At 50.3% G+C, this 24,732-nt stretch carries 18 protein-coding genes and 1 pseudogene; 12 read left to right on the top strand and 7 right to left on the bottom strand.

The window, feature by feature from the left end:
* Window positions 1–7 precede the first annotated feature (7 nt).
* From VRZ32_RS09410 to VRZ32_RS09400, 3 genes are all read left to right on the top strand, one after another.
* On the top strand, window positions 8–415 hold the full coding sequence (locus VRZ32_RS09410; protein WP_414525479.1) for a hypothetical protein: 408 nt from the start codon (window positions 8–10) through the stop codon (window positions 413–415).
* A 154-nt stretch (window positions 416–569) separates the two neighbouring features.
* Window positions 570–2,624, top strand: coding sequence for a patatin-like phospholipase family protein (locus VRZ32_RS09405; RefSeq protein WP_414525478.1), 2,055 nt, complete (start codon window positions 570–572; stop codon window positions 2,622–2,624).
* Between the two features lie 285 nt (window positions 2,625–2,909).
* Window positions 2,910–3,404 (top strand): hypothetical protein, encoded by a 495-nt coding sequence (locus tag VRZ32_RS09400; RefSeq protein WP_414525477.1) that lies wholly within the window; start codon window positions 2,910–2,912, stop codon window positions 3,402–3,404.
* Between the two features lie 209 nt (window positions 3,405–3,613).
* On the opposite strand, the pseudogene sugE reads toward VRZ32_RS09400, so the two are convergent.
* Both sugE and lepB read right to left on the bottom strand, forming a co-directional pair.
* A pseudogene (sugE, locus tag VRZ32_RS09395) lies at window positions 3,614–4,000 on the bottom strand (quaternary ammonium compound efflux SMR transporter SugE); the annotation flags it as partial.
* A 73-nt stretch (window positions 4,001–4,073) separates the two neighbouring features.
* Window positions 4,074–4,868, bottom strand: coding sequence for a signal peptidase I (gene lepB, locus VRZ32_RS09390; protein ID WP_414525476.1), 795 nt, complete (start codon window positions 4,866–4,868; stop codon window positions 4,074–4,076).
* 235 nt (window positions 4,869–5,103) lie between these two features.
* On the opposite strand from lepB, the gene VRZ32_RS09385 reads away from it, so the two are divergent.
* From VRZ32_RS09385 to VRZ32_RS09370, 4 genes are all read left to right on the top strand, one after another.
* Window positions 5,104–5,559: a MarR family winged helix-turn-helix transcriptional regulator gene (locus tag VRZ32_RS09385; RefSeq protein ID WP_414525475.1), complete on the top strand. Its 456-nt coding sequence runs from the start codon at window positions 5,104–5,106 to the stop codon at window positions 5,557–5,559.
* Window positions 5,556–7,028 carry a DHA2 family efflux MFS transporter permease subunit gene (locus tag VRZ32_RS09380; protein ID WP_414525474.1) on the top strand — a complete coding sequence of 491 codons (1,473 nt, stop codon included), beginning with the start codon at window positions 5,556–5,558 and terminating at the stop codon, window positions 7,026–7,028. Before VRZ32_RS09385 ends, VRZ32_RS09380 begins: the two co-directional genes overlap by 4 nt.
* 166 nt (window positions 7,029–7,194) lie before the next feature.
* Complete coding sequence (locus VRZ32_RS09375) at window positions 7,195–8,448, top strand: aminopeptidase (RefSeq protein ID WP_414525473.1); 1,254 nt, start codon at window positions 7,195–7,197, stop codon at window positions 8,446–8,448.
* Window positions 8,449–8,623: 175 nt separating this feature from the next.
* Window positions 8,624–9,271 carry a carbonic anhydrase gene (locus VRZ32_RS09370; RefSeq protein ID WP_414525472.1) on the top strand — a complete coding sequence of 216 codons (648 nt, stop codon included), beginning with the start codon at window positions 8,624–8,626 and terminating at the stop codon, window positions 9,269–9,271.
* Between the two features lie 126 nt (window positions 9,272–9,397).
* On the opposite strand, the gene VRZ32_RS09365 is transcribed toward VRZ32_RS09370, so the two are convergent.
* Both VRZ32_RS09365 and VRZ32_RS09360 read right to left on the bottom strand, forming a co-directional pair.
* Window positions 9,398–10,066 carry a carbonic anhydrase gene (locus VRZ32_RS09365; protein WP_414525471.1) on the bottom strand — a complete coding sequence of 223 codons (669 nt, stop codon included), beginning with the start codon at window positions 10,064–10,066 and terminating at the stop codon, window positions 9,398–9,400.
* A 237-nt stretch (window positions 10,067–10,303) separates the two neighbouring features.
* Window positions 10,304–12,160 (bottom strand): M24 family metallopeptidase, encoded by a 1,857-nt coding sequence (locus VRZ32_RS09360; RefSeq protein WP_414525470.1) that lies wholly within the window; start codon window positions 12,158–12,160, stop codon window positions 10,304–10,306.
* 240 nt (window positions 12,161–12,400) lie between these two features.
* Here VRZ32_RS09360 and VRZ32_RS09355 point away from each other — a divergent pair, with 240 nt between their 5' ends.
* From VRZ32_RS09355 to VRZ32_RS09340, 4 genes are all read left to right on the top strand, one after another.
* The gene (locus tag VRZ32_RS09355) at window positions 12,401–13,792 is read left to right on the top strand and encodes a hypothetical protein (protein ID WP_414525469.1); all 1,392 of its coding nucleotides are present in this window, start codon (window positions 12,401–12,403) and stop codon (window positions 13,790–13,792) included.
* Between the two features lie 426 nt (window positions 13,793–14,218).
* Window positions 14,219–15,643: a hypothetical protein gene (locus VRZ32_RS09350; protein WP_414525468.1), complete on the top strand. Its 1,425-nt coding sequence runs from the start codon at window positions 14,219–14,221 to the stop codon at window positions 15,641–15,643.
* A gap of 425 nt (window positions 15,644–16,068) precedes the next feature.
* Window positions 16,069–17,547 (top strand): hypothetical protein, encoded by a 1,479-nt coding sequence (locus VRZ32_RS09345; protein ID WP_414525467.1) that lies wholly within the window; start codon window positions 16,069–16,071, stop codon window positions 17,545–17,547.
* Between the two features lie 168 nt (window positions 17,548–17,715).
* Window positions 17,716–19,443 carry a lysine--tRNA ligase gene (locus VRZ32_RS09340; RefSeq protein WP_414525466.1) on the top strand — a complete coding sequence of 576 codons (1,728 nt, stop codon included), beginning with the start codon at window positions 17,716–17,718 and terminating at the stop codon, window positions 19,441–19,443.
* Window positions 19,444–19,460: 17 nt separating this feature from the next.
* On the opposite strand, the gene VRZ32_RS09335 is transcribed toward VRZ32_RS09340, so the two are convergent.
* The gene (locus tag VRZ32_RS09335; RefSeq protein ID WP_414525465.1) at window positions 19,461–20,558 is read right to left on the bottom strand and encodes a PA0069 family radical SAM protein; all 1,098 of its coding nucleotides are present in this window, start codon (window positions 20,556–20,558) and stop codon (window positions 19,461–19,463) included.
* Window positions 20,559–20,828: 270 nt separating this feature from the next.
* Here VRZ32_RS09335 and VRZ32_RS09330 point away from each other — a divergent pair, with 270 nt between their 5' ends.
* Window positions 20,829–22,424, top strand: coding sequence for an AAA family ATPase (locus VRZ32_RS09330; RefSeq protein ID WP_414525464.1), 1,596 nt, complete (start codon window positions 20,829–20,831; stop codon window positions 22,422–22,424).
* 73 nt (window positions 22,425–22,497) lie between these two features.
* Here the strand turns inward: VRZ32_RS09330 and VRZ32_RS09325 are convergent, their stop codons facing one another.
* Both VRZ32_RS09325 and VRZ32_RS09320 read right to left on the bottom strand, forming a co-directional pair.
* Window positions 22,498–23,358, bottom strand: a complete 861-nt coding sequence (locus VRZ32_RS09325; protein ID WP_414526182.1) for a uracil-DNA glycosylase — start codon at window positions 23,356–23,358, stop codon at window positions 22,498–22,500.
* A 197-nt stretch (window positions 23,359–23,555) separates the two neighbouring features.
* Complete coding sequence (locus tag VRZ32_RS09320) at window positions 23,556–24,653, bottom strand: ABC transporter ATP-binding protein (RefSeq protein ID WP_414525463.1); 1,098 nt, start codon at window positions 24,651–24,653, stop codon at window positions 23,556–23,558.
* Between the last annotated feature and the right edge of the window lie 79 nt (window positions 24,654–24,732).

The raw sequence follows: 24,732 nt of genomic DNA, 5'->3' as shown, positions 1-24,732 counted from the left end.
CTTGATCATGTCGGCTTTTTCATTCAGTAATTTGGTCGACAGTCTTGGTCCTGGCATTTTTATGACGGGAGAGAATAGTTTCGATCTGTTTTTCCAAGAAGATGATGTGGTTTCAACCACTTATCTCGCGCGCGATGGAAAGCGTGTTGTTACAGATTTGATTGTTGCAGATATTTCCGGCATGCGCGCTATTAATCGCAAGGCATTGCTGAATCATGTTGTCCTTGTAAATAATCTTATGACAAGGCATGGCGATTTTCGATTGGGTATCGATTTCAGAAAATTGCTTATCCTTACTGGTGAATTCAATGTCTGCCATTTCACAGATAATGCTTTTCCCCGTTTTCTAATGAACTGGGTTGCGCAAGTTAAGGCTTTGCGTAAGGTCGTAAACGCATTCATGCGTCGATCTTGATGCAATAAATTAGTTATTCTCCCGCCTACTAGTTGTTCTTCAAGTAATATCTATTTTAAATACCGATAAGGCTATCGAGTGTTGATTTCTATTGTTGGGAATAAAAACAGATAATCAAACGATAAAACTTATAGAGATAAATAGGGGGTTCGCTATGCGTAGCTTAGACGGATACCGTACGATTGCTTTTAATGCCCCAGATGCATTATGTCTCGATATCATTGGTAATTCAGATCCAAGTATTCTTGAGAAACTCCCCGTGCAAGTGCATCCATCTTCTTTGAAGTTGGAAGAGCTGGTTGATCAAGAAATTGAAGAGCAGGCAGCAGGCCCGCAAACAGCCCAGTTACACGAAACCAAGATGGTGCATGTGGTTGAAAGTGCTCTTCGGACGCTTCCGCCTGAGCAGCAGGCTACTATTTTAAGCGCATCACAAGCGCATTTGCATCAAATAATGCAAGATGTTCTTGTTCCGTCGCCTGCATCACCTATCACCCCCGGCAGCGAGATTGAGTTACGCGGTAATATTCAACAAGCTAGCCGGGCTGCAGAGAAGGCGCTGGAGAGTAATGTCTGCCATCTTGTTGAAGAAATGCTCACTAAGCCCTTGGAACCTTATGCGGTAGATTCCTCTATTCTGGCAGCAGATGCTATTCATGCGCCAAAAATCTATCGCCGTCATGATGGTACTTTTAATTTAATTCGGGCAGTTCCTCCGATTGAAAACCTTATCCTGCCCGGTGGCGGCGCCAAGGGGATTGGCCTTGCAGGTGCATTGATGGAAATGGAAAATGCCGGCATGCTCAGTGGCTTACGCTCGCTTGCAGGTAGCTCCGCAGGGGCATTGGTTGTGACCTGGCTTTCTGTTGGCCGTAGTGTAACAGAGCTTGGGGCCTTGCTTGGCGGTAATTTTCGTAATCTGCTTGATACAAATGATGCCCTCAATAAGGTCTATCCTGACATTCAATTCCGTTCGACGGCTGCGATTATTGCCACGCTTCTGACGCCTTTCGGTGCAGGCCATGATACTGCAACAGGTATGATCAAGAAGCTCGATGAGGTGACGTCGTCTGAAGTGCGAGCGTATCTCAGCAGTCGTAATCCAGAGGAATTAAGCGAAGAGATAGAGGCATTTGCCGCGCGTGAAACTGTTAATAAAGCTTTCAAGGGCGAGATCAGCTTCGATAAATATGAGGTTGATGATGCCATTTCTGAACGTATAGCACACATTCAGAACAGGTTTGCTGTGCTTCAACAGGCTGCTGATTTTACCAAAAGCCGGCAAGGGAAGATGGTAACTTTTGACGATATGGCAGTATTGCACGCTTTGGCGCCCGAGAAGTTCAAATCTGTACGCATTACGGCTCATGATCTGGCAACGCGCGATAATGTCATCTTTAGTGAAGAGAATGCGCCTTCATTTCCCATCGCTTATGCTGCCAGAGCTTCCATGGCGCATCCACTGATTGCAACGGGCGTAACGTTTTCAGGCTTTAATTTTAAAGGTGCCAACCATTTATTTTCTGATGGCGGCATTTCATCGAATGTGCCCGTTGAGGCGCTTGTGCCTACAAACGTGCCTCTTGTCTCTCCAAAAGGATTGCCTACTCCTGCGTACCAGCGGCTGCGTGCTGCAACTGCCGTCATGGCATTTGATGAGGATGGTCATGCCACAAAAATGATCAATAAATCTCCTACAGTACAGTGGAATGAGCGGGGCATCTTCACATGGATTAAGGATGCGATTGTGAATGGTGTATCAGGATGGGTGGCATCCAATCCCGAGATGGCAAAAGACTACTTGGCAGATATGCAGAAAATCCATGATTATGGGGTGAATACTCTTGTGGTGAAGCATGGTGATATTTCATCACTTGATGTCGATGCCAGCTGCAAGCGCAAGGGCGAAGCTATCATGCTGGCGCGTATAAGTCTGCAGGAGCAGCTTAAGATTGTAAGAGGTGATAGTTACGCGGTTGAGGTTGGTTCGATTAAAGAAGCCTTTGATTTGCTGGATGATAGAGAAAAAGAGCTGATATTGGCAGCGGGACCCTCTGTAGAAGTTAGCTTCTCTTCCGCTTTTGCTCCCGAAGAGCAGGTTGAGGCCAATAAGAAGGATGCTGATTCAGCGTTGCACAATGAATTATACGCTTTAGTGGCTGCTGAACATGAAAGGCGCCAAGAAGGACGTATATATCTGATGATGTAAGAGGGCGCCTAAATAAGAAATGGGGCTAAGGGCAGAAGAAAGAAAGATAGAGTATTTTTAGTGCTTTGCCACAAATGCCTCGCCTTTTATCAAATGCTATAGAATAATATTGTCAGGAAAATTCTATTTTAAGATTTGTCTGAATTTCTGAGAAATTTATCCTTAGTGTCGAATGTCATTTTTCTGACATTTTGTGAGCTTATTGACAAAATCACACTTGATGTGTGTGTGACTGTATTAAATTATTAACTATAAATTTCTATATGAAAACAATGGGATATATACGTGAGCAATATAGATAATAGTTTTCGTGGCTATCATACGGCGCAGCTTACCAATGAATCATCGGGATGTGTCTGCGTTGATGACGATTATGATAATTATGCAGCACCTTCTTTGAGTTCAGAGGTTATGACTGCTTTAAATGCGGCAAGATCGGTAGCGCCTTCTTTGAGTTTAGAGGCTATGGCTGTTTTAAATGCAGCAAGACTGGTCGCAGTTCCGAAATATCGTTCTGTGGTCCAGAAAAATGCAGATCCTGCTATTTTAAACAGGGTGCTCCTAAAGGATGAACATGAGCATGAATTAAAAAAGGAAATTATTAATACATACGGTAGGGATTTCCTTAATTCATTAAGCAAGGAAGCCGAAGATCGTATTGTGCAGGATGTTCAGTCAAATATGACAAATATTCTTTACTGGGGAGACAGCAAGTTAATAAGAACTTCTTTAGAGCGTTATATTTTTCGGGCGATTGATAAAGAATATCCTCAGGGATAAATGCACGCAGAAGTCATAAGCAAAAATTTATTGCGCTTCTATGATGAAGCTTAGGCAAGTTTTTCTGCTTCTGCTTATTATTGTACGTTACAAAGTATGCACGAATTACCTAGGCGGCACTAATGGCTGCCTAGGAGCAGTATTCGCTAATTTATCGATAAGGTGTTAGCTCCAGGCAGATAATTACACGCTCTTGAAAGCATCTGACCTTACACCGGCGAAAATACCTTCAGCCCAACGATACCGCTAAGTATGAGGCCAACGCAAACGAGGCGCATGACCGTTGCTGGTTCGTGAAACAGCACAATACCAAGGGCCACAGTGCCAAGTGCGCCAATGCCAGTCCAGATGGCGTAAGCGGTGCCTACCGGCAGTACCTTGAGCGACCACGCAAGTAGAAAGAAGCTGATTGCCATTGCAATAATGGTCAATACTGATGGCACTAAACGGGTGAAGCCCTCAGTATACTTCAGGCCGATTGCCCAACCGGTTTCAAATATGCCAGCGACGAAAAGCGCAAGCCATGCCATGCCAGATTGTCCCATAACGGACCTCCTGATTGGTTCATGACGAGGTCGTCCTCGCCGGGAAAGCTTGAAAGTGGCGCTGACAGATCATCCGTCTGGCGGGGTCGTCCCCACGTCGCCAATAGTGTTGAGGCCCAGACTGTTACTGGATGCGCTTAAAAACGCGATCCCAGCGCACTTCCTGAGGCCACTTCCAGATTTGCCACGCAGAAGTGCCTTCGTCCAGTGAAAAGAACGTCACTTCTGCCCGGCCAATCAGATTATCAAACGGTACATATCCCATTGAGGCCAGATCGCGTGAGTCTGCCGAGTTATCGCGGTTGTCACCCATCATAAAGTAATGGTTCTCTGGTACCTTATAGAGGAATGTATTTGCCCAATAACTACCAACGCCTTCACGCTCCATAATGGTGTAGCTGTGGCCATTGGGTAATGTTTCGCGATAAAGTGGCGCCTGTATGGTTTTGCCCCATTGGTCTATCTCAGGATAGCTGCCTATGCGCTCGCGCTTTACAGGGGTGCCGTTGATAACGAGCACGTTGTCAACCATCTGGATGGTGTCGCCCGGCAAGCCGATGACGCGTTTGACAAAATCCGTGCCGTCGTTTTTTGGCGAGGCAAAAACAGTGATGTCGCCGCGCTTTGGTTCAGCACCCCAGATGCGTCCCTTAAAAGGAATGATCCCCCATGGCAGCGAAAATCGTGAGTAGCCATAAGAGAACTTCGACACAAACAGGTAGTCGCCAATAAGCAATGTCGGAATGAGTGATCCTGATGGAATCACGAACGGTTGAAACAGCAGCGTCCGAATAACGAGCGCAATCAATAGCGCCTGCACGATGACCTTGATCGTATCACCGATGCCACTTTTTTCTGGTTGATCCTGCGATGGATCGGAGGGCGGCAGTGTCGTGTTGTCGTTCGATGATGCTGTCATGTTGGCTCCATACGCTATGACATGCATAGGATATTGAGGCCCGGTTCTGCAAGCCGGCATGCACAGATCTGAAAGTAATGATGGCCTGCAGCTGGTAATGATTTCTATCTCAGGACGGAGCAGACCTGCATGCTCTGCATGGCGTGAGCATTGACCAATGGCAGGAAGTTTCCATATGGTTAGTTAAACTAACTTACGACCTGACCTGTTATTGGGTGGTTTATGAGGTGCTCGGATGTTGATTGAGCATATGGCCGATGAAGCGGCCGCTATTGCTGATTTGCTTCGTCCTGCAATTCTAAGGCTTAACCGCGATTTGCGCCGTGAAACACGCGCGGCGGTTGGGCTTTCGCCGTTTCAGACGCTCATTCTGGCGACATTGCATCAAGAACCGGGGCTTGGCGTTAATGAGTTGGCTGCGCGTGAGCGCATCAAACCTCCCAGCATGAGTGTCCATATCAAGCAGCTTGAAGCAGCTGGGCTTTTGCATCGCGTTGAGGGCGCGCACAATGATCGCCGTCGTGTCGGTTTAGCCATTACGAATGCTGGCGAAGAGGTGCTTGCGCAAGTGCGCCATCTGCGCACGCAATGGCTTGCAGCCCGGATTGCGCGGTTATCTGATGAAGAGCGCGAAAATATTCTTCGTGCAGTTGCGCCGCTGATCAAGTTGAGCGAGCAGGTGGCGCCATGACCTCTCCTGCAAAAGCCAATCTGCTTGTTCGCATTGTTGAACGCATGAAGCGTTCGCGCTTTCTTGTGCCCTACGTTGTAGGGTGTGCGCTATTCATGCAAATGCTGGATGCAACCGTGATTGCCATGGCGCTGCCAGAGATGTCGCGCTCGCTAAACGTTGATCCGGTACGTCTTAATATAGCAATTACGTCGTACCTGCTGAGTGTATCTGTGTTTATTCCGATTAGCGGATGGGTGGCGGATCGCTTTGGGGGGCGAAATGTGTTTGTCGCGGCGATTGCGTTGTTTACAATCAGCTCGATGTTTTGTGGGCTGGCAGATACCTTGCCGGAACTTGTTATGGCGCGCTTGGCCCAAGGAGCTGCTGGCGCTATGATGGTGCCGGTTGGACGCATAGTGATGCTGCGCTCTGTCAGCAAGGCCGATCTGATGCAGGCCACCACCTATCTCACCTTGCCGGCATTATTGGGGCCTGTGTTTGGCCCACCGATTGGCGGGTTTATCACTACCTTCAGCTCCTGGCGCTGGATATTTTTGATGAACGTGCCGATGGGCATCATTGGCATCATCCTTGCCATTGTTTTCATCAAGAACACCCGAGAAGAAAAGGTGCCCCCGCTGGATTTCCGGGGCTTTCTGCTCACGGGTGTTGCGCTGGCATGTCTCGTGATGGGTTTTGAGACGATGGGGCAGGGGGAAATACCGTGGAAAATCAGCTTGTCGATTTTGAGCGTGGGGGGGATTGCAACGGTGCTCTACATCTTTCATGTGCGCCGGACGCTTGATCCGATTGTGGATTTAAGCCTGATGAAAATCAGGACGTTCTCGACATCCGTTCTCGCGGGTAATCTTTGCCGGTTTAACGTGGGCGCCGCGCCCTTCCTGATGGCGATCTTGTTGCAGATCATTTTTGGAATGTCGCCGTTTGCAGCCGGAATGATCACCTTCGCTGGCGCGCTTGGTGCAATTGTTGCCAAGGTACTGATCTCAAGGCTATTTCAGCAGTATGGGTTTAGGTATGTGCTGGCAGCGAATGCGATTGCGCTGGGGCTCTCGATTGCTGTATGCGCGCTGTTTACGCCCATAACCTCACACCTTGTCATCATTCTTGTGCTCTTCATTGGCGGGGTATTCCGGTCGCTGCAAATGACGGGGATTAATGCGCTGGCGTTTTCGGATATTCCATTCGAACGCATGAGTGGCGCTAATACGCTGTCAAGCATGATGCAACAGCTGGCTTTCAGTCTTGGTGTCGGCATCGCTGCACTGACCATGCGGGCTAACATGACGATTAATAACACAACCGAACTTGGCTTGGAGGATGTGCAGGTAGGATTTTTGGTGCTGGCGGTGCTCGCCGCGTTTTCTGCGGTGTGGTTCTTGCGCTTGCCAGAAAACGCTGGTGAGGTTGTAAGTCGTGGACGGATGGAACCCCACAATAAACCCCTTACCGACCACCATGCCTGATTTAGGTTCTGAGCCTATAAAGCATCGCTCGATAAAGCATATGAAGTCGCGGTGCTTTAATTTTCAGTGCGCTATTCCAACTGGGCGGATTTCACGGTTACGCGTTGATGAGATCGTGGATATAATGATTTCATAGGTCCGCGTAGTTTATGACAGGCAGGAATGTATGACGATGCATCAGCAGAGCAACTCTTCCATCGATCCCGTTAAGCTCGACAGGCTTGCGGAGGTTGCGGTCAAGGTTGGGCTACAGCTTCAGGCTGGGCAGGATTTGCTCATCACTGCGCCGATGGTCGCGCTGCCATTGGTGCGCCGCATCGCCGTTCATGCTTACGCTGCCGGGGCGGGGTTGGTTACGCCGATTTTTTCGGATGAAGAGCTGACACTCGCGCGTTATCGGTTTGGCGCAGACGGCAGTTTCGACCGTGCAGCCAATTGGCTTTATGATGGAATGGCGAAAGCATTTTCGCAAAACACCGCACGACTGGCCATTGTAGGCGATAACCCGTTGCTGCTATCCAATGAAGATCCGGCAAAGGTAGCGCGTGCCAACAAGGCAACGTCCATGGCTTATCAGCCAGCGCTGGAAAAGATTGCCGGGTTCGACATCAACTGGAACATCGTAGCGTATCCAGGCACGGCCTGGGCGAAGCAGGTGTTTGCGGATGATGCTGAAAATATAGCGGTGAAAAAGCTGGCCGATGCGATATTTGCCGCATCCCGTGTTGATGGTGATGATCCGATTGGCGCCTGGGTTGCGCACAATGCGGCGCTGCGCACGCGCTCATCGTGGCTGAATGAACAGCGTTTTCATGCCTTGCATTTCAAAGGGCCGGGCACCGATCTCGTCGTCGGTCTGGCGGATGGCCATGAATGGCAAGGCGGTGCATCGACGGCCAAGAACGGCATTACCTGTAATGCTAATATCCCCACTGAAGAGGTGTTCACGACACCGCATGCGTTGCGCGTTGATGGTTATGTCTCCAGCACCAAGCCATTATCGCATCAGGGCACGCTGATTGATAACATCTCGGTGCGGTTCGAAGCTGGCCGTATTGTCGAAGCCAAAGCATCGCGCGGTGGGGCGGTGCTCAACAAGGTGCTCGATACGGATGAGGGTGCGCGCCGTCTTGGTGAGGTGGCACTTGTGCCGCACTCGTCTCCCATCTCAAAAAGCGGCATTTTGTTTTACAATACGCTGTTCGATGAAAACGCCTCGTGCCACATTGCGTTAGGACAGTGCTACTCCAAATGTTTCCTCGATGGCGCAAGCCTGACACCTGAGCAGATTGCAGCCCAGGGCGGCAACAAGAGCTTCATCCATATCGACTGGATGATTGGCTCCAATGAGATCGACATCGACGGTGTGCATGCTGATGGTCGCCGCGTGCCGGTATTCCGCAAGGGTGAGTGGGCTTAGGGCAGTTTGCGTTCAATTTGATTATTCAAATGAATGCAAGTTGCGCTCTAATCTATCGCTGCTTCGTAAACAAGATAAATACATTGCTGTATTGATAGCGGAGTGAGGGCCAGTGTGTGATTGTGCTCGTCAGGATATGTCCAGTGTTTCGCGCAGATCCTTGCTTTCAGGGGGAATGATCTTAGGTGCTGCTGCAATGCTGCCTGCAGCTGCCTTTGCTGAGACACCTCAGAATGCGATATCGCCAGATGCTGCGCTGGCGCGTTTGATAGAGGGCAATGCCCGTTATGCGGAGAATAAACCGACGCAACAGGATTACTCTGCCGGGCGTGCAAGGCGTTCTGTGGGGCAGCACCCGATAGCTGCGATCTTGAGTTGTTCGGATTCCCGTGTCGCGCCAGAGCTGGCATTTGATCAGGGACCCGGGGATCTTTTCGTGGTGCGCGTGGCGGGCAATTTCGTCAATGATGATGGCCTGGCCAGTATTGAATATGCGATCAAATATCTTGGCGCGCCGCTCATCATGGTGTTGGGGCACGTAAATTGCGGTGCGGTTGATGCCACCATCAAGGTTGTGAGAGACAACGTGACCTTGCCGGGCCATTTGCCGGATATGATCCGTGAGATTAAGCCAGCAGTGGAAGTAGCCCTGCGGGATCATAAAGACGATGTGCTTGCAGCCGCGATTATCGAAAATGTTCGGCTGGGCGTTCACCGCCTTGAGGCAGCCGATCCTATCCTGAGTGGCTTTGTGCAGCAGGGGCGCCTTAAGATCGTTGGAGGGCTTTATGATCTATCGACCGGAAAAATCAGTCTTATCTAGAGGATGTGTCGATTTTCGTTCTCTGGTGGCCTGATATTGCAATGAAAAAGAGCGTCTAAAGACGCTCTTTCTACAGCTCGAACTGGCGCGAGGATCAGCGCATCCTAAGCCTCTGTTGTGTACTTCTTACGAGCACTGAAACGGGGAGATGTTCGGCATTTTTGTTGTTGCAGGCGCGAACGTGCCGGTATCAGGATCGCGCACCAGCAACAGTCCGCTGCCAATGCTGAAATATGCTCCATGCAATGCGGTTGTGCCTTGTGCCACTGCCTTTGCAATGAAGGGGAATGTCATCAGGTTGTTCAGGCTCAAATCCACCGAGGCCAGTTCCAGCTGATAAAGATAATCCGTACGATCAAAGGTCTCGCTTGGTCCCAGATTATTGGCTGCCGGGGCAATCTGTGACATCCAATGGCCGATAAAATCACTGGCTGACAAAGGCTTGCGCTCATCCGCAAAGGCGCGAATACCGCCACAGGTTTCGTGGCCTAGCACGACGATATGCTTTACCTTCAGCGCCTGCACACCGAATTCCAGCGCTGCGCTTGTGCCGTGCTGTGAATGGCGGTCTGTGTCGTAAGCCGGCACGAGATTGGCAACATTGCGCACGACTAGCAGCTCGCCGGGTGAGGCATCAAAAATCACCTCGGGAGAGACGCGTGAATCCACGCAGCTAATGACCATAATTTCGGGTCTCTGTCCGCTTTCGGCCAGCGCCTCATAACGTGAGCGTTCGCTGCTGAAGCGCCCATCCAGAAATGTATTGTATCCGTCAAAGAGCCTTTTTGGGAACATGCGCGTCCTTTTCAGGTGCCCCTGCTGCAATCAAGCTGCCAGAGCCAGGGTGATAGACAAAAGATCGTTAGAGCGCCTGACATTCTGATTGAATCAGAACTGCGCTCTAATTTCTATATTTCACCGCAACTTGCGTTCATTTGAATAATCAAATTGAACGCAAACTGCTCTAATAGATAAAATCTTCTATCATCCGTTCATTCTATCCGTCACCCTGTTTTTTACTCTCTTTCCCCGTTAAAGGGGTGCTGTCGCTCCTACCAGCCACGCTCGCGTTGTCTCATCCACCAACGGTGAGAGCACGTCGCGCACGCGGGCGTGATAAGCATTCAGCCACGCGATTTCATCAGGACGCAGAAGTGATTTAGAGATCAATGTGAGGTCAATCGGCGCAAGTGTGATGGTCTCAAAGCCGAATATCGGCCTTTCCGCGTCAGTTGCCGTGCGAGGCTCAACGATCAGCAGGTTCTCAATGCGGATGCCATAGTGCCCCTCCCGGTAATAACCGGGTTCGTTTGAAAGGATCATCCCCGCCTTGAGCGCCACATTTCCAAGCTTGGAAATCCGCTGTGGACCTTCATGCACCGACAGGAACGAACCAACGCCGTGCCCGGTGCCATGATCGAAATCGAGCCCCGCTTCCCACAACGCCTGCCGTGCGAACGGATCGATCTGCGCACCTGTCGTACCTTCGGGAAACACAGCCCGAGCCACCGCGATGTGGCCCTTGAGAACGCGCGTAAAACGATCCCGCATCTCGGCAGTTGGCGTGCCAACGGCTACAGTGCGTGTGATATCGGTGGTGCCATCAATATATTGTCCACCTGAATCAATGAGCAATATGCCAGGTAGAACCGGACGGTTGCTGGACCGCGTAACACGATAATGCGGCAGGGCGGCATTCTCGTTTGCACCAGCGATGGTGGTGAAAGAAATGTCCATCAAAAGCCCGGTATCCCGCCGGAACTCTTCCAGTGCTTCAACGACTGCAATTTCTGTGAGCTGCCCTTTTGGCGCCTCACGCGCAAGCCATGCAAGAAAGCGCGATACCGCTGCTCCATCACGCCGGTGCGCTGCACGGGCGCCCTCAATCTCGCGTGCGTTCTTCACCGCCTTTAGGTCGGTGAGCGGATCTGGGCCGATGTCAAAATCTGCATCAGCGGTTGCTACCAGATGCTGCAAGGCATATGCGCCTGTATCCTGATCAATCCGCAAACGGGCGTGGTCCAGCCCATTTGCCAGTGAAGTGATAGCCGTCTCAAGTGCTTCTCTAGCATTGCGCGTATTGCTGGGGGCGACATCTGCGATTTCTGTGATGGCATTAAATGCTACAGGCTCGAAGCGTCCCGCATCAAAGCACAACGTTGGCCGCCCTTCCGTGGGAACCAGCGCATATCCCAGAGCAATTGGCGTATGGGGAACGTCATTGCCACGGATATTGAAGAGCCATGCAATGTTGTGCGGATCGCTAATGATGAGGCCATCAACGTGAGCTTCCGAAAGCAAAGTGCGCAGGCGCGCAAGTTTGCTGACAGTGGTTTCGCCAGCAACAGAAAGCGGATGCAGCCGGATCGGCGCCTCGGGTGCTGCGGGTCTGTCTTCCCAGATTGCATCAATCGGATTGTCATCCAGCGCAACCAGCGATCCGCCAACCTTGGCAATGGCCTTCTCCAGCCGCTTCACCTGTCCATCGGTGTGCAGCCAGGGATCATAAGCAAATTTCGCATTTGCAGGCAGATGCTCCGCCAGCCATGCCTCTGGCGGTGTTTCAGCAAGCGCTACGGGCGAGAACTGGGCAGGATCAATCTGCTCGTGCACCTGAATGACATAGCGACCATCAACGACGACAGCTGCCTCGTTCTCCAGCACCACGGCTGTGCCTGCCGATCCCGTAAAGCCTGTGAGCCACGCAAGGCGTTCCTCACCCGGCGGCACATACTCGCCCTGATGTTCGTCAGCGCGCGGAATGATAAATCCCGCAAGGCCCCGCTGCGCCAACAAACGGCGTAGACCCGCAAGCCGAAGCGCGGATGGGTTGGCCTCACCAAGATTGGAAGCGGCAGGATCATCGAAAGATTGGAACTGACTGCTCATAACGATTCACTCTTTTGAAACCGGAAGTGTCCGCAACCTAGCCTGTCTTGGGTTGCATTGGCACTTGTTATTTGCAATTTGGACACTTCGTTCAATAGTTATGGATGGAGAATATGTATGTAAATGTCTCTCCCAAGGCAGGAGAAATATGGGCGCTGTTTGTCAATACTGACATATTTGTGGCGTATTTATCTGTTTCATATGGGGCAATATTATTTTTATAAATTGAGGTATTGAGATATGAGCATAGGCATTGCTGCAAGCGCTTATCATAACGGAACCGCATTGGTTGACGTAGAAGGTGAAAGGCCGCAGTTTGATCAGAGTATCGTATCTCATCCCAGGGTAGCCAGAGTTATTGCCGGGGCGATCGATGGTGTTCGTATAGCTGCTGGTATTTGTCTCGCTGCTGGTATTGTGGGGGCAGCTAGTGCCAGTACGGGATTGCTGGTTAGTGGATTGATTGGATCCAGTGGGATCGCTGCTGGAATGAATGTGGTCGCAGCAGGCTTTACAGCCATGGTCACCACTGTTCCCGCACTTATTATATCAGCTGTAGCCGTTGGGTGCCTAGAGGGTTTTCCGGAAAGAGCTGCTGTTTGGCTTGTTAATTCTTTAAATTGGCAGTCATTGTTATTGAACGTCAGATCTATCTGCGGTCTTGTGACTGCAGATGAACTGAATGGGCTTGATGACGTTGGGTTATTGAGCCTTAATGCACGTATTATAGACCGCCTTTCTGGTCCGGAAGCTATTAAGCTTGATAGTCGTGTTCTGCGTTTTCTATCAGAGCCTGAGATGCAGGCTCTTAAAGAAAAACATAAAGCTGACATTCTTGCTGTTAAGCATGCTCATATATCAGCTCATATTGAGGAGTTGAATGCACGTGCAGGCCAAGCAGAAGACATTTCGATTGAAGAATTCAAAGCGCTTAGCCTCCATGATGGACAATATCTATCAGGAGCAGCTAAGGGGATTTTATTGCAGCATCTTCTGATGCTTCCATCTGTCGAAACTATCAATGGCGAAGAGCATGTTTTGCGCATGTTATCAGAAGATCAGATTGCTTATATTATTGAAAAGCATAAACAATCTCTGTCCTCAGAGAAGTTGAACGCGCTTGCAGCGCCGGAACAAAGCGTTTCGGTTGATGAGATCAACGAGCTTGGTTTTATTGATAGGAAAAACTTATCTTTTGCGGTGCTGAATAACCTCCAGCATGATAAAATCGAGCAGCTTTCAGGTGAAGTGTTAAATGATCTTAGTATCGATGCGTATGAAAATTTAGACTCGGATGTAATTAATTCTCTTTCAGAGGCTGAGCTTGGATGTCTTTCGGCTCATGTGCTGAATAAGCTTCCGGAAGTTACGCTTGTATCGCTTTCGTCTGGGATATTTCAGCATCTTTCTTCGGAGACTTTAAAAAACCTAGAGTCCCGGGTTCTGAATGGTTCTGGACTTGATCTGGCGAAATGTCTTGCAGATGAGGTGAAAGAAAAGCTTTCATCTAAACCACTAAGGTGGTTTGGTGAAACGCCTGATGTATCGACTCCGAATATAGCAAAGAAGATTCTCGCCGGAGAACGTTTATACTGGAAGCGTGAATATGGCGGCCTCCTTGATGATAATTGATTCTTATATGAGGATGAGTATATCAGTAACTGTCAAAAGCGCTCCGATCTCATAAAGCCCGTGAGCGATGCAAGACGCTCGTCACCGGGCGGTGCGGAGCTGCAAGCATAAGCGCGGATGGGTTGGGCTCATTAAATTGGAAGCATGGGATCAGTGAAGAAGTGGAACTGACCGCTCATAACGGTTCATTCTTTTAAAACCGGAAGTGTCTGCAAGATAACTTGTCTTGCGTTGCATGGGCACTCGTTATTTGCGGTTTGGACGCTTCGTTCAATAGTTATGGATGGGGAATATTTATTTAAATGTCTCTCCCATGGCAGGAGAAGCATGTTTGCCCTTTGTCCATAATGACATATTTGCGGCGTATTTACCTGTTTCTGATGGGGCAATGTTATTTTTATAAATTTGAGGTATTGAGATATGAGCATGAGCATGGTTGCAGGCGCTTATTATGGCGGGGTCGCATTGGTTGGCGCGGGGGTACATATCGGTACCGCGCCGCCATTTGATCAGAGTAGCGTCTCTCATCCCAGAGTAGCCAAGGTTATTGCCGGAACAATATTTGGTGTTGGTTTTGCTACTGTTAATAGTCTGGCTGCGGGTGTTATGGCTGCTGCTGCGATTGGGACAGGATTGCTGGCTACCAATGTTGCTGTTTGGATAGGAGCTAGTGGGGCTGTTGCTGCTGGGGTCGGTGAGGTAGGGATATTATTGGGAGCTGTAGTCAGCAATGTTTCCCTTCGTATATTAATAGCACGCTTTTCATACACTATTACTGATGCTTTGGATGACTTCTCGAACCGATCTGCTGTTTGGCTTGTTAATTCTTTAAATTGGCAGTCATTGTTATTGAACGTCAGATCTATCTGCGGTCTTGTGACTGCAGATGAACTGAATGGGCTTGATGACGTTGGGTTATTGAGCCTTAATGCACGTATTATAGACCGCCTTTCTGGTCCGGAAGCTATTAAGCTTAAAGGTCGTGTTCTGCGTTTTCTATCAGAGCCTGAGATTCAAGCTCTTAAAGAAAAATATAAAGCTGACATTCTTGCTGTTAAGCATGCTCGTATACCAGCTCATATTGAGGAGTTGAATGCACGTGCAGGCCAAGGAGAAGACATTTCGATTGAAGAATTCAAAGCGCTTGCCCCCCTTGATGGGAAAGGTCTATCAGGAGCGGCTAAGGAGATTTTATTGCAGCATCTTCTGATGCTTCCATCTGTCGAAACTATCAATGGCGAAGAGCATGTTTTGCGCATGTTATCAGAAGATCAGATTGCTTATATTATTGAAAAGCATAAACAATCTCTGTCCTCAGAGAAGTTGAATGAGCTTGCAGCGCAGGAAGAAAGCGTTTCGGTTGATGAGATCAACGAGCTTGGTTTTATTGATAGGAAAAACTTATCTTTTGCGGTGCTGAATAACCTCCAGCATGATGAAATCGAGCAGCTTTCAGGCGAAGTGTTAAATGATCTTAGTATCGACGCGTATGAAAACTTAGATTCGGACGTAATTAATTATCTTTCAGAGGATAAGAAAGGGCTTGGAAGTCTTTCGGCTCATGTGCTGAATAAGCTTCCGGAAGTTACGCTTGTATCGCTTTCGTCTGGGATATTTCAGCATCTTTCTTCGGAGACTTTAAAAAACCTAGAGTCCCGGGTTCTGAATGGGTCTGGACTTGATCTGGCGAAATGTCTTGCAGATGAGGTGAAAGAAAAGCTTTCAGTTAAACCTGTAAGATGGTATGGTCCAACGCCTGATGTATTGACTCCGAATATAGTAGGTAAGATTATCGCCGGAGAACGTTTATACTGGAAGCGTGAATATGGCGGCCTCCTTGATGATAATTGATTCTTATATGAGGATGAGTATATCAGTAACTGTCAAAAGCGCTCCGATCTCATAAAGCCCGTGAGCGATGCAAGACGCTCGTCACCGGGCGGTGCGGAGCTGCAAGCATAAGCGCGGATGGGTTGGGCTCATTAAATTGGAAGCATGGGATCAGTGAAGAAGTGGAACTGACCGCTCATAACGGTTCATTCTTTTAAAACCGGAAGTGTCTGCAAGATAACTTGTCTTGCGTTGCATGGGCACTCGTTATTTGCGGTTTGGACGCTTCGTTCAATAGTTATGGATGGGGAATATTTATTTAAATGTCTCTCCCATGGCAGGAGAAGCATGTTTGCCCTTTGTCCATAATGACATATTTGCGGCGTATTTACCTGTTTCTGACGGGGCAATGTTATTTTTATAAATTAAGGTATTGAGATATGGGCATGAGCATGGTTGCAGGCGCTTATTATGGCGTGACTGCATTGGTTGGCGCGGAGAGACATATCGATACCGCGCCGCCATTTGATCAGAGTAGCGTCTCTCATCCCAGAGTAGCCAAGGTTATTGCCGGAACAATATTTGGTGTTGGTTTTGCTACTGTTAATAGTCTGGCTGTGGGTGTTATAGCGGCTGCTGCGATTGGGACAGGATTGCTGGCTACCAATGTTGCTGTTTGGATAGGAGCTAGTGGGGCTGTTGCTGCTGGGGTCGGTGAGGTAGGGATATTATTGGGAGCTTTAGTCAGCAATGTTTCCCTTCGTATATTAATAGCACGCTTTTCAGACACTATTACTGATGCTTTGGATGACTTCTCGAACCGATCTGCTGTTTGGCTTGTTAATTCTTTGAATTGGCAGTCATTGTTATTGAACGTCAGATCTGTCTGCGGTCTTGTCACAGCAGAAGAGCTGAATAAGCTTGATGACGTTGGGTTATTGAGTGTGAGCGCAGGTATTATAGGCCGCCTTTCTGCTTCGGAAGCTATTAAGCTTGATAGTCGTGTTCTGCGTTTTCTATCAGAGCCTGAGATTCAAGCTCTTAAAGAAAAATATAAAGCTGACATTCTTGCTGTTAAGCATGCTCGTATACCAGCTCATATTAAGGGGTTGAATGCACGTGCAGGCCAAGCAGAAGACATTTCGATTGAAGAATTCAAAGCGCTTAGCCTCCATGATGGACAATATCTATCAGGAGCAGCTAAGGATATTTTATTAGAGTATCTTCTAGCGTTGCCATCTGTCGAAGCTATCAATGGTGAAGAGCATGTTTTGCGCATGTTATCGGAAGATCAGATTGCTGTTATTATTGAAAAGCATAAACAATCTTTGCCCTCAGAGAAGTTGAACGCGCTTGCAGCGCCGGAACAAAGCGTTTCGGTTGATGAGATCAACGAGCTTGGTTTTATTGATAGGAAAAACTTATCTTTTGCGGTGCTGAATAACCTCCAGCATGATGAAATCGAGCAGCTTTCAGGCGAAGTGTTAAATGATCTTAGTATCGACGCGTATGAAAACTTAGATTCGGACGTAATTAATTATCTTTCAGAGGATAAGAAAGGGCTTGGAAGTCTTTCGGCTCATGTGCTGAATAAGCTTCCGGAAGTTACGCTTGTATCGCTTTCGTCTGGGATATTTCAGCATCTTTCTTCGGAGACTTTAAAAAACCTAGAGTCCCGGGTTCTGAATGGGTCTGGACTTGATCTGGCGAAATGTCTTGCAGATGAGGTGAAAGAAAAGCTTTCAGTTAAACCAATAAGGTGGTTTGGCGAAATTTCTGATGTATCGACTCCGAATATATTAACGAAGATTAGAGGTGGAGAGCGTTTATACTGGATTAGCAAAAGAGATGGGCTGATTGATGGTTTGTTCTCGCGGCCTGATCGTTTTTCATCCTTTTCAGGCGATGCTTCATACTCGATCTAATGCCGGCATTGATGTGAAGGTTCATTTAGATTAAACAGCGATCCTGTATCTCAGAGAATAGTCAGATAAGTGACAATCAGGTTGATTTTGCTGAGATGCTTTGTCCGCGGGATAGGTTGGCAGGTTCCCGTTTATCATTGTATCGCCTCAGATTGAAAGAGTATGCTCATGCCCGCCCCGCTTAACCTTGATCCCGCGCTTGTCGAGGCCGCCCGGACCTCGGCCGCCTGGCCATTCGAGGAAGCGCGCAAACTTGTTGCGCGTCTTGAGCGTGCAGGCGATAAACGGGAAAGTACACGTCCCGTGCTGTTCGAGACGGGATATGGTCCATCGGGATTGCCGCACATCGGCACTTTTGGAGAGGTGGCGCGCACGTCAATGGTGCGGCATGCTTTCCGTGTGCTGACGGAAGACCGCATTCCCACCCGCCTGATCGCATTTTCGGACGATCTCGATGGCCTGCGCAAAGTGCCGGATAACATCCCGAATAAGGAACTGATCGCACAGCATCTAGGCCGCCCGCTCACGGAAGTGCCGGACCCATTCGGCACCCATGCGAGTTTTGGCGCGCACAACAATGCGCGGCTGCAAGCGTTTCTGGATGCATTCGGTTTCGATTATGAATTCCGCTCATCGACGGCGGCTTATACGAGCGGCGTGTTTGATGAGACGTTGCTGCATATGCTGCGTAATTATGATGCGGTGATGAAGGTAATGCTTCCAAGCTTGCGGGCTGAGCGTGCACAGAGCTATTCGCCGTTCCTGCCGATCCACCCGAAGACGCGGATCGTTATGCAGGTTCCGATTGAGGAAGTGAACGCGGAAGCTGGCACGATTGTTTGGCGTGATCCCGAAACCAGTGAGCGCTTTGAGACGCCGGTGACGGGTGGCCACGTCAAGCTGCAATGGAAGCCCGACTGGGCCATGCGCTGGGTTGCGCTGGGCGTTGATTATGAAATGGCAGGGAAGGATCTGATCGACTCGGTCAAGCTCTCTGGCCAGATCGCGCGTGTGCTGGGTGGTGAGCAGCCGGAAGGGTTCAATTATGAGCTATTCCTTGATGATAAGGGCGGCAAGATCTCCAAGTCGAAGGGCAACGGCCTGACTATCGACGAGTGGCTGCGCTATGGTACGCCTGAGAGTCTTGCGCTGTTCATGTTCAACAAGCCACGTGAGGCCAAGCGGCTGTACTTTGATGTGATCCCGCGCCACGTTGATGATTATCTTGCATTCCTTGGCAACTATGGCCGGCAGGATTGGAAGATGCGCCTTGGCAATCCGGTATGGCACCTCCATGCCGGTAACCCGCCTGCGCCGGAAATCATTGGTGAGGCGCAGGCTGGCAGCCGTGGCACACAGCTGAGCTTTGCAATGCTGTTGAACCTCGCAGCCGTCGCTAACTCCGAGGATAAGGCTGTGTTGTGGGGCTTCATCCAGCGGTATGCGCCCGGTACTTCGCCGCAAACCCATCCGCAGCTCGATCGCCTTGTCGGCTATGCGATCAATTACTTCCGCGACTTCGTTAAGCCAGCCAAGACTTATGCCGAGCCGACGGAAGAAGAGCGTGCAGCCCTTGCTGATCTGTCGGCAGAGCTGGAGCGCCACGCGGGTTCGACCGATGCGGAAGCGTTGCAGAACGCAGTTTATGAGATCGGCCGTACGCATTTCCCCGATACGAGCGGTAAGTCGAAAAGTCCGGATGGGCGCCCTGGCGTCTCGCAGACGTGGTTTTCGACCCTCTATCGTATTTTGTTCGGAGAAGAGCGCGGGCCACGTTTCGGTTCTTTTGTAGCGCTCTACGGCGTTGCAGAAACCCGCACACTGATTGAGGTCGGCCTATCAGGTGATCTCAAGCGCTCGCATGAGGCGTTTCTGGCAGAACGCGGGCAGCAGTAAAAGCGCTGGAGTGCTGATCAAAAGAGGCTTAGCTGTTGAGCTTGCGGCGGCGCACCGCGGAATAGATCCGTGCGCAGCCGCGGCTGACGTTTGAGATAGCCTATACGGCGCAGGGCAACCTCAAACCGGCGACCTATCATTGCTGCATAAGGGCCCGTGCCCGTCATCCGCTCGTTCCAGCGTGCGTCATAATCCTTGCCACCACGTGCATCGCGAATGAGCGACAGCACGTGGCGTGCTTTGTCTGGATAGTGTGTCACCAGCCATTCAACCACGAGATCGCGCACTTCCAGCGGCAGCCGTAACAGCACGTAACCTGCCTCGCGCGCGCCGGCCTCGTAAGCTGCCTCCAGAATAGCCTCGATTTCGCTGTCGTTCATTGCAGGGATGATCGGTGCGACCATGACTGAAACAGGAATGCCTGCAGCACTCAACTGTCGCATTGCTTCCAGCCGTTTATAAGGTGCGGATGCGCGGGGCTCCATTGTTCTTGCAAGCTTTGCGTCTAGCGTGGTCACTGATAAAGCAACACACACCAGCCCGCGTTCGGCCATCTGTGCCAGCAAGTCGATATCGCGCATGACAAGCGCTGATTTGGTGACAATGCTGACCGGATGCCCCATTCGGCAAAGCACTTCAAGAATGCCGCGCATTAGCTGGTATTGCCGCTCAATAGGCTGATAGGGGTCGGTATTCGTGCCAATGGCCAAAGTGCGTGGTACGTAACCGGGTTTTGATAGTTCCTTTTCAAGCAATTGCCGTGCATCGGGTTTTGCAAACAGCCTGGATTCAAAGTCAAGTCCAGGTGACAGCCCGAGGTAGGCATGAGTTGGTCGTGCAAAACAATAAACGCAGCCGTGTTCACAACCGCGGTACGGATTGAGTGATCGATCAAAGGGAATGTCAGGTGATGCGTTGCGCGTGATAACACTGCGTGCCTTATCAATCAGCACCTCGGTCCTGATAGGGGGAAGCTCGTCCGGCTCTCCCCAGCCGTCATCCATATCCTCAAGATGGGTAGGTTCAAACCGCGCAGCCGGATTCGAAACCGCGCCCCGCCCCCGCCGACGCTGGGGATCAACCATGGGGGCCGTTGATTGAGGGGCATCGGTCATCGTTGCTATCCTCTGAGAGCCTGTGCGCGCAGGTCCGGATATGGTGTTATTCATCTTCCAGCTAGCCATAGCGTTAAACGCACAATTCGAACAAATTATGATTTTAGATAGAACATATAAGAAACTATGTAAAGCGCCGAGTCGGAATCTGTGCTGAATCTGCCAATTTCAGTGAGACAGTCTGTGAACAGGGCTGTTGATGAGCGTATGGCTATTAGGTGATAGTGAAAGCTTTGGTGCATAAGTTTGATCCTGTGGTGGAGGGGTGGGATGACCGAGCAGGGACGACGTAAACGTGTGATAGGCATCGATGCGGAGCAAGATGCTCTTCAGCAGGCTGTTTTTGCATTTCTGATGCGCCCTGAAAGCCACGGCGTAACGGATGAGATCAAACGGATTGATACCCATGGTGCCGTGGTATTTCTTGCTGGGGATCACGTTTATAAGGTCAAGCGCGCGGTGCGTTACTCATTTATGGATTTTTCAACGCTCGAAAAACGACGCGCTGTATGTGAAGCAGAAATAGCAGTAAACAGCGCCAATGCACCGGGTATTTATCTGGGTGTCGTTCCCATCTTGCGTGCAGATAAAGAGTTCCAGCTAGGCAAAGACGGTGCCGATATGGAGGGCGATATTGTTGAGTGGGCCGTACACATGAGGCGCTTCGATGAAGCATCGACGCTTGATCACTTGGTGATGCGCAACAATCTGCCGTCTGATATCGCACACACTTTGGCTGCTATGGTTGTGCGTGCGCATCGAAATGCACCGATGGTGCCTGATCCGCTATCCTCGGTGGTTGAGCTAGGGCGCTATGTTCGCCGCAATGCGGAGGCACTTTCCGAGCGGCCAGATCTTTTTCCGCCAGAGCGCGTATTAGCGGTAAAGGCTGCAGGACTTGCTGCGCTTGATGACCTGCAGGCGCTTTTGCTTGCACGGGCAGAGGCCGGTGATGTTCGACACTGCCATGGTGATATGCACTTGCGCAACATTGTATTGATCGATGGCGCGCCAGTGCTTTTCGATGCAATCGAGTTCGATGATAGCATTGCAACTGTTGATTTATTGTACGACCTTGCATTTCTGCTGATGGATTTGTGGGAACGTGGATTACATGATGTCGCTAATGGAGTGCTTAACCGCTATCTGTGGGCGCGCGGGCATGAGAGGGATCTTGCTGGATTAGCTGCGTTGCCGTTTTTCCTCAGCTTGCGTGCTGGTGTAAGGGCAATGGTGACAGCTGTGGCCTTGCCGCATTTGCAAGATAAGGAGTTGGAGCAGGCCCAAGCCGAGGCTTGCAGATATCTGGCAATGGCCGAAGGGTTTCTCTCTCCGCAGCCAGTGCGGCTTATGGCGATTGGTGGTCTTTCAGGCTCTGGTAAAAGCACACTTGCGCGGTTTCTTGCGCCTGATATCGGGCGGCCAGTGGGAGCTGTGCATCTGCGTTCGGACATTGAAAGAAAGACGTTGTTTAATGTTGCTGAAACAACGCGTCTCCCGCCGGAAGCTTATACCTTGGCTGTGACGACGGAGGTTTATGCGCGGTTACGACGGCGTGCAGAATTAGCGCTAAGAGCCGGCCAAAGTGTGATTGTTGACGCCGTATATGCAACAGAAGTTGAACGCCTCGAAATTGAAAATGTTGCGCGCCATGTGGGCGTTCGCTTCGATGGCTTTTGGCTTGAGGCACCAATGTCAACGCTGGAAGCGCGCGTTGAGGCGCGTATCAATGATGCCTCAGATGCAGATACAGCGGTAGTGCGCCGTCAATCAACCTACGATATAGGCGCAATCTCCTGGAATATTGTACAGAGTGATACGGCGCCTCAGATGGCTTTGGCTGATGTGCGGCATCTACTCGATTGATCACATCATGCAATTGAGAAGTGCGCAGCCTTCTGATTTATCAGCATTATCGAGGGTAAATTTTGTCTTGCAACTACGCAGAGATGTTATGGCTTGGTGCTGTCTCAGCTATTGCCTTTTGCAAGGCGCGAAAATCTCTCCAGGCGAGGCGTTTCTGTAAGGGTTGGCGTAGCAAATATGCTGGATGCAGTGTTGCAAGCGCGCGAATTTCACGTTGGCCTGTATTGTAGGTAAACCACCTTCCGCGTGTGCGCAAAATGCCTTCCCTCACCCCGAGCAACGCCTGAACCGATGGTCCCCCAAGACATACCAGAATGTCCGGGTTGCATAGTTCGATCTGACGCTGGATGAAGGGGTGGCAGGCTGCCGCTTCCTGAGGGGTGGGCGTGCGGTTACCCGGCGGTCGCCATGGTACGATATTGGCGATATAAACGTCCTCCGCACGTGAGAGACCAATGGCCTTCAGCATGCGATCAAGCAATTGCCCGGAGCGCCCTACGAAGGGAACACCTTGAAGATCCTCATCACGACCGGGTGCTTCGCCGACAAACATAACCCGAGCTTGCGGATTCCCGTCCGAGAATACCAGATTTTTAGCTGTGGCTTTTAGTCCGCATCCGTCAAAAGTTGCGAGAGCTTCGCGCAGCGCGGGTAGCGTATCGGCATTACGAGCAAGTTCGCGTGCAGCCCGGGCCGTTTCATCAATCGTTTCAAGTGCTAGCGAGACAGAAGGTACAGCTGCAGATTGGGGCTTGGCATTCACGCCATGTGGTTGCGCAATGGGCACGTGGGCCGAAGCAATAGCAGCGCGGGCTACAGCGCTATCTTGAAAGCGATCTCGCGGTAGCTCGTCAATAGCGCAATCAACACCTGCCTCGATATAAAAATCGAGGAGGGCTTCGATGGCGTTGGGCATGCTGCCAAAGGAAATCATGTTAGACATGGGTGCAGTATAGGCTATTGTCGGATAGAAAGAAAATGCCCATCCACAGCGCCGATCGGGATAACTGCCCCTCATTCCAATCGGCGTATTGAGACTATTGTATCAATTCAGAATTAGACATCGATTCTTGGGCGCGCTGAACGCGTGTACAAAAAATGAAACCTCACTTTTGCAAGGTTTCATCGATATCAAGCTGCGACTGCAGCGCTATTCTTGCCTAAGCGCAGACCGGTTTCTGCATCGAATAGATAAACAGACTCAACCGGAATACGGATGGAGATCTGTTGGCCCTGCTGGAGTTCGCCATGTGAGGTGATCGATAGGATTGTGTTTACACCAGCAAATGTGCCATGCACCAAGCGCCCGGAACCCAGTTCTTCCACCATATCGACAGTAAATGTATGAGCACCTGCCTGACCATGAGGCACAATTTCAACTTCTTCCGGCCGGAAACCAACTGAAACAGGTGTGCCCGGAGTTGGAACTGCTACATCAGCTGTGATCGTTAGAGCTGTAGTATCATCCAGGCCAATTTTGCCACCAGAAAGCACCTTGCCCTCGAAGAAGTTCATAGGCGGGGAGCCAATGAAGCTGCCAACAAACCGCGATGCGGGTTGGTGGTAAATCTCGGCTGGCGTTCCCACTTGCTCCACGCGACCATTGTTCATGACAACCAGCATGTCCGCCAAGGTCATGGCTTCTACCTGATCATGTGTAACGAAAATGCTGGTTGCCTTGAGGCGCTGATGCAGCTTGCGGATTTCAACACGCATTTGTACGCGCAGCATTGCATCAAGGTTCGAAAGTGGCTCATCGAACAGGAACACCTTCGGTTCACGGATCATGGCGCGGCCCATGGCAACGCGCTGACGCTGGCCACCAGAAAGGGCAGAAGGGCGACGATCAAGGAAGTTGGCTAGGCCAAGCGATGCTGCAATCTTCTCAACCCGTTCGCGACGGACAGCTTTTGGCACGCCAGCGACTTTGAGACCGTAACCGATATTTTCGGCAACAGTCATGTGCGGATAAAGCGCATAGTTCTGGAAGACCATCGCACAGCCACGTTCACGGGGCTCAAGATTATTCACGACCTTGTCGTTGATCAAAATCTCACCCGAAGAAATATCTTCAAGGCCCGCAATCATACGCAGCAACGTCGACTTGCCACAGCCCGATGGGCCGAGGATAACGACGAACGAGCCATTCTTCATCGCAAGGTCTATGCCATGCAGGGTTTGTATTTTGCCGTAGCTCTTGGTGACGGAGCGGATTGTAATATCAGCCATATCGGTACAGCTTCCTGACAGTCGTCGGCGCCCGGCGCCCGTTGGTGATTAGGTCGGTCGATGAGATGACAGCCGAAAC

The organism is Pseudochelatococcus sp. G4_1912 (assembly GCF_047501465.1).
Taxonomy (GTDB): Bacteria; Pseudomonadota; Alphaproteobacteria; order Rhizobiales; family Beijerinckiaceae; genus Pseudochelatococcus.
The sequence above is the reverse complement of the archived record's forward strand: the minus strand, read 5'-3'. Positions and strand labels throughout refer to the sequence as shown.

What these genes read in the sequence shown, in the direction of transcription:
- VRZ32_RS09410 (WP_414525479.1), top strand. Translation starts at nt 8, where the DNA reads ATGTCGGCTTTTTCATTCAGTAATTTGGTCGACAGTCTTGGTCCTGGC.
- VRZ32_RS09405 (WP_414525478.1), top strand. Translation starts at nt 570, where the DNA reads ATGCGTAGCTTAGACGGATACCGTACGATTGCTTTTAATGCCCCAGAT.
- lepB (WP_414525476.1), bottom strand. Translation starts at nt 4,868, where the DNA reads ATGACAGCATCATCGAACGACAACACGACACTGCCGCCCTCCGATCCA.
- VRZ32_RS09385 (WP_414525475.1), top strand. Translation starts at nt 5,104, where the DNA reads ATGTTGATTGAGCATATGGCCGATGAAGCGGCCGCTATTGCTGATTTG.
- VRZ32_RS09380 (WP_414525474.1), top strand. Translation starts at nt 5,556, where the DNA reads ATGACCTCTCCTGCAAAAGCCAATCTGCTTGTTCGCATTGTTGAACGC.
- VRZ32_RS09375 (WP_414525473.1), top strand. Translation starts at nt 7,195, where the DNA reads ATGACGATGCATCAGCAGAGCAACTCTTCCATCGATCCCGTTAAGCTC.
- VRZ32_RS09370 (WP_414525472.1), top strand. Translation starts at nt 8,624, where the DNA reads ATGATCTTAGGTGCTGCTGCAATGCTGCCTGCAGCTGCCTTTGCTGAG.
- VRZ32_RS09365 (WP_414525471.1), bottom strand. Translation starts at nt 10,066, where the DNA reads ATGTTCCCAAAAAGGCTCTTTGACGGATACAATACATTTCTGGATGGG.
- VRZ32_RS09360 (WP_414525470.1), bottom strand. Translation starts at nt 12,160, where the DNA reads ATGAGCAGTCAGTTCCAATCTTTCGATGATCCTGCCGCTTCCAATCTT.
- VRZ32_RS09355 (WP_414525469.1), top strand. Translation starts at nt 12,401, where the DNA reads ATGAGCATAGGCATTGCTGCAAGCGCTTATCATAACGGAACCGCATTG.
- VRZ32_RS09350 (WP_414525468.1), top strand. Translation starts at nt 14,219, where the DNA reads ATGAGCATGGTTGCAGGCGCTTATTATGGCGGGGTCGCATTGGTTGGC.
- VRZ32_RS09345 (WP_414525467.1), top strand. Translation starts at nt 16,069, where the DNA reads ATGAGCATGGTTGCAGGCGCTTATTATGGCGTGACTGCATTGGTTGGC.
- VRZ32_RS09340 (WP_414525466.1), top strand. Translation starts at nt 17,716, where the DNA reads ATGCCCGCCCCGCTTAACCTTGATCCCGCGCTTGTCGAGGCCGCCCGG.
- VRZ32_RS09335 (WP_414525465.1), bottom strand. Translation starts at nt 20,558, where the DNA reads ATGACCGATGCCCCTCAATCAACGGCCCCCATGGTTGATCCCCAGCGT.
- VRZ32_RS09330 (WP_414525464.1), top strand. Translation starts at nt 20,829, where the DNA reads ATGACCGAGCAGGGACGACGTAAACGTGTGATAGGCATCGATGCGGAG.
- VRZ32_RS09325 (WP_414526182.1), bottom strand. Translation starts at nt 23,358, where the DNA reads ATGATTTCCTTTGGCAGCATGCCCAACGCCATCGAAGCCCTCCTCGAT.
- VRZ32_RS09320 (WP_414525463.1), bottom strand. Translation starts at nt 24,653, where the DNA reads ATGGCTGATATTACAATCCGCTCCGTCACCAAGAGCTACGGCAAAATA.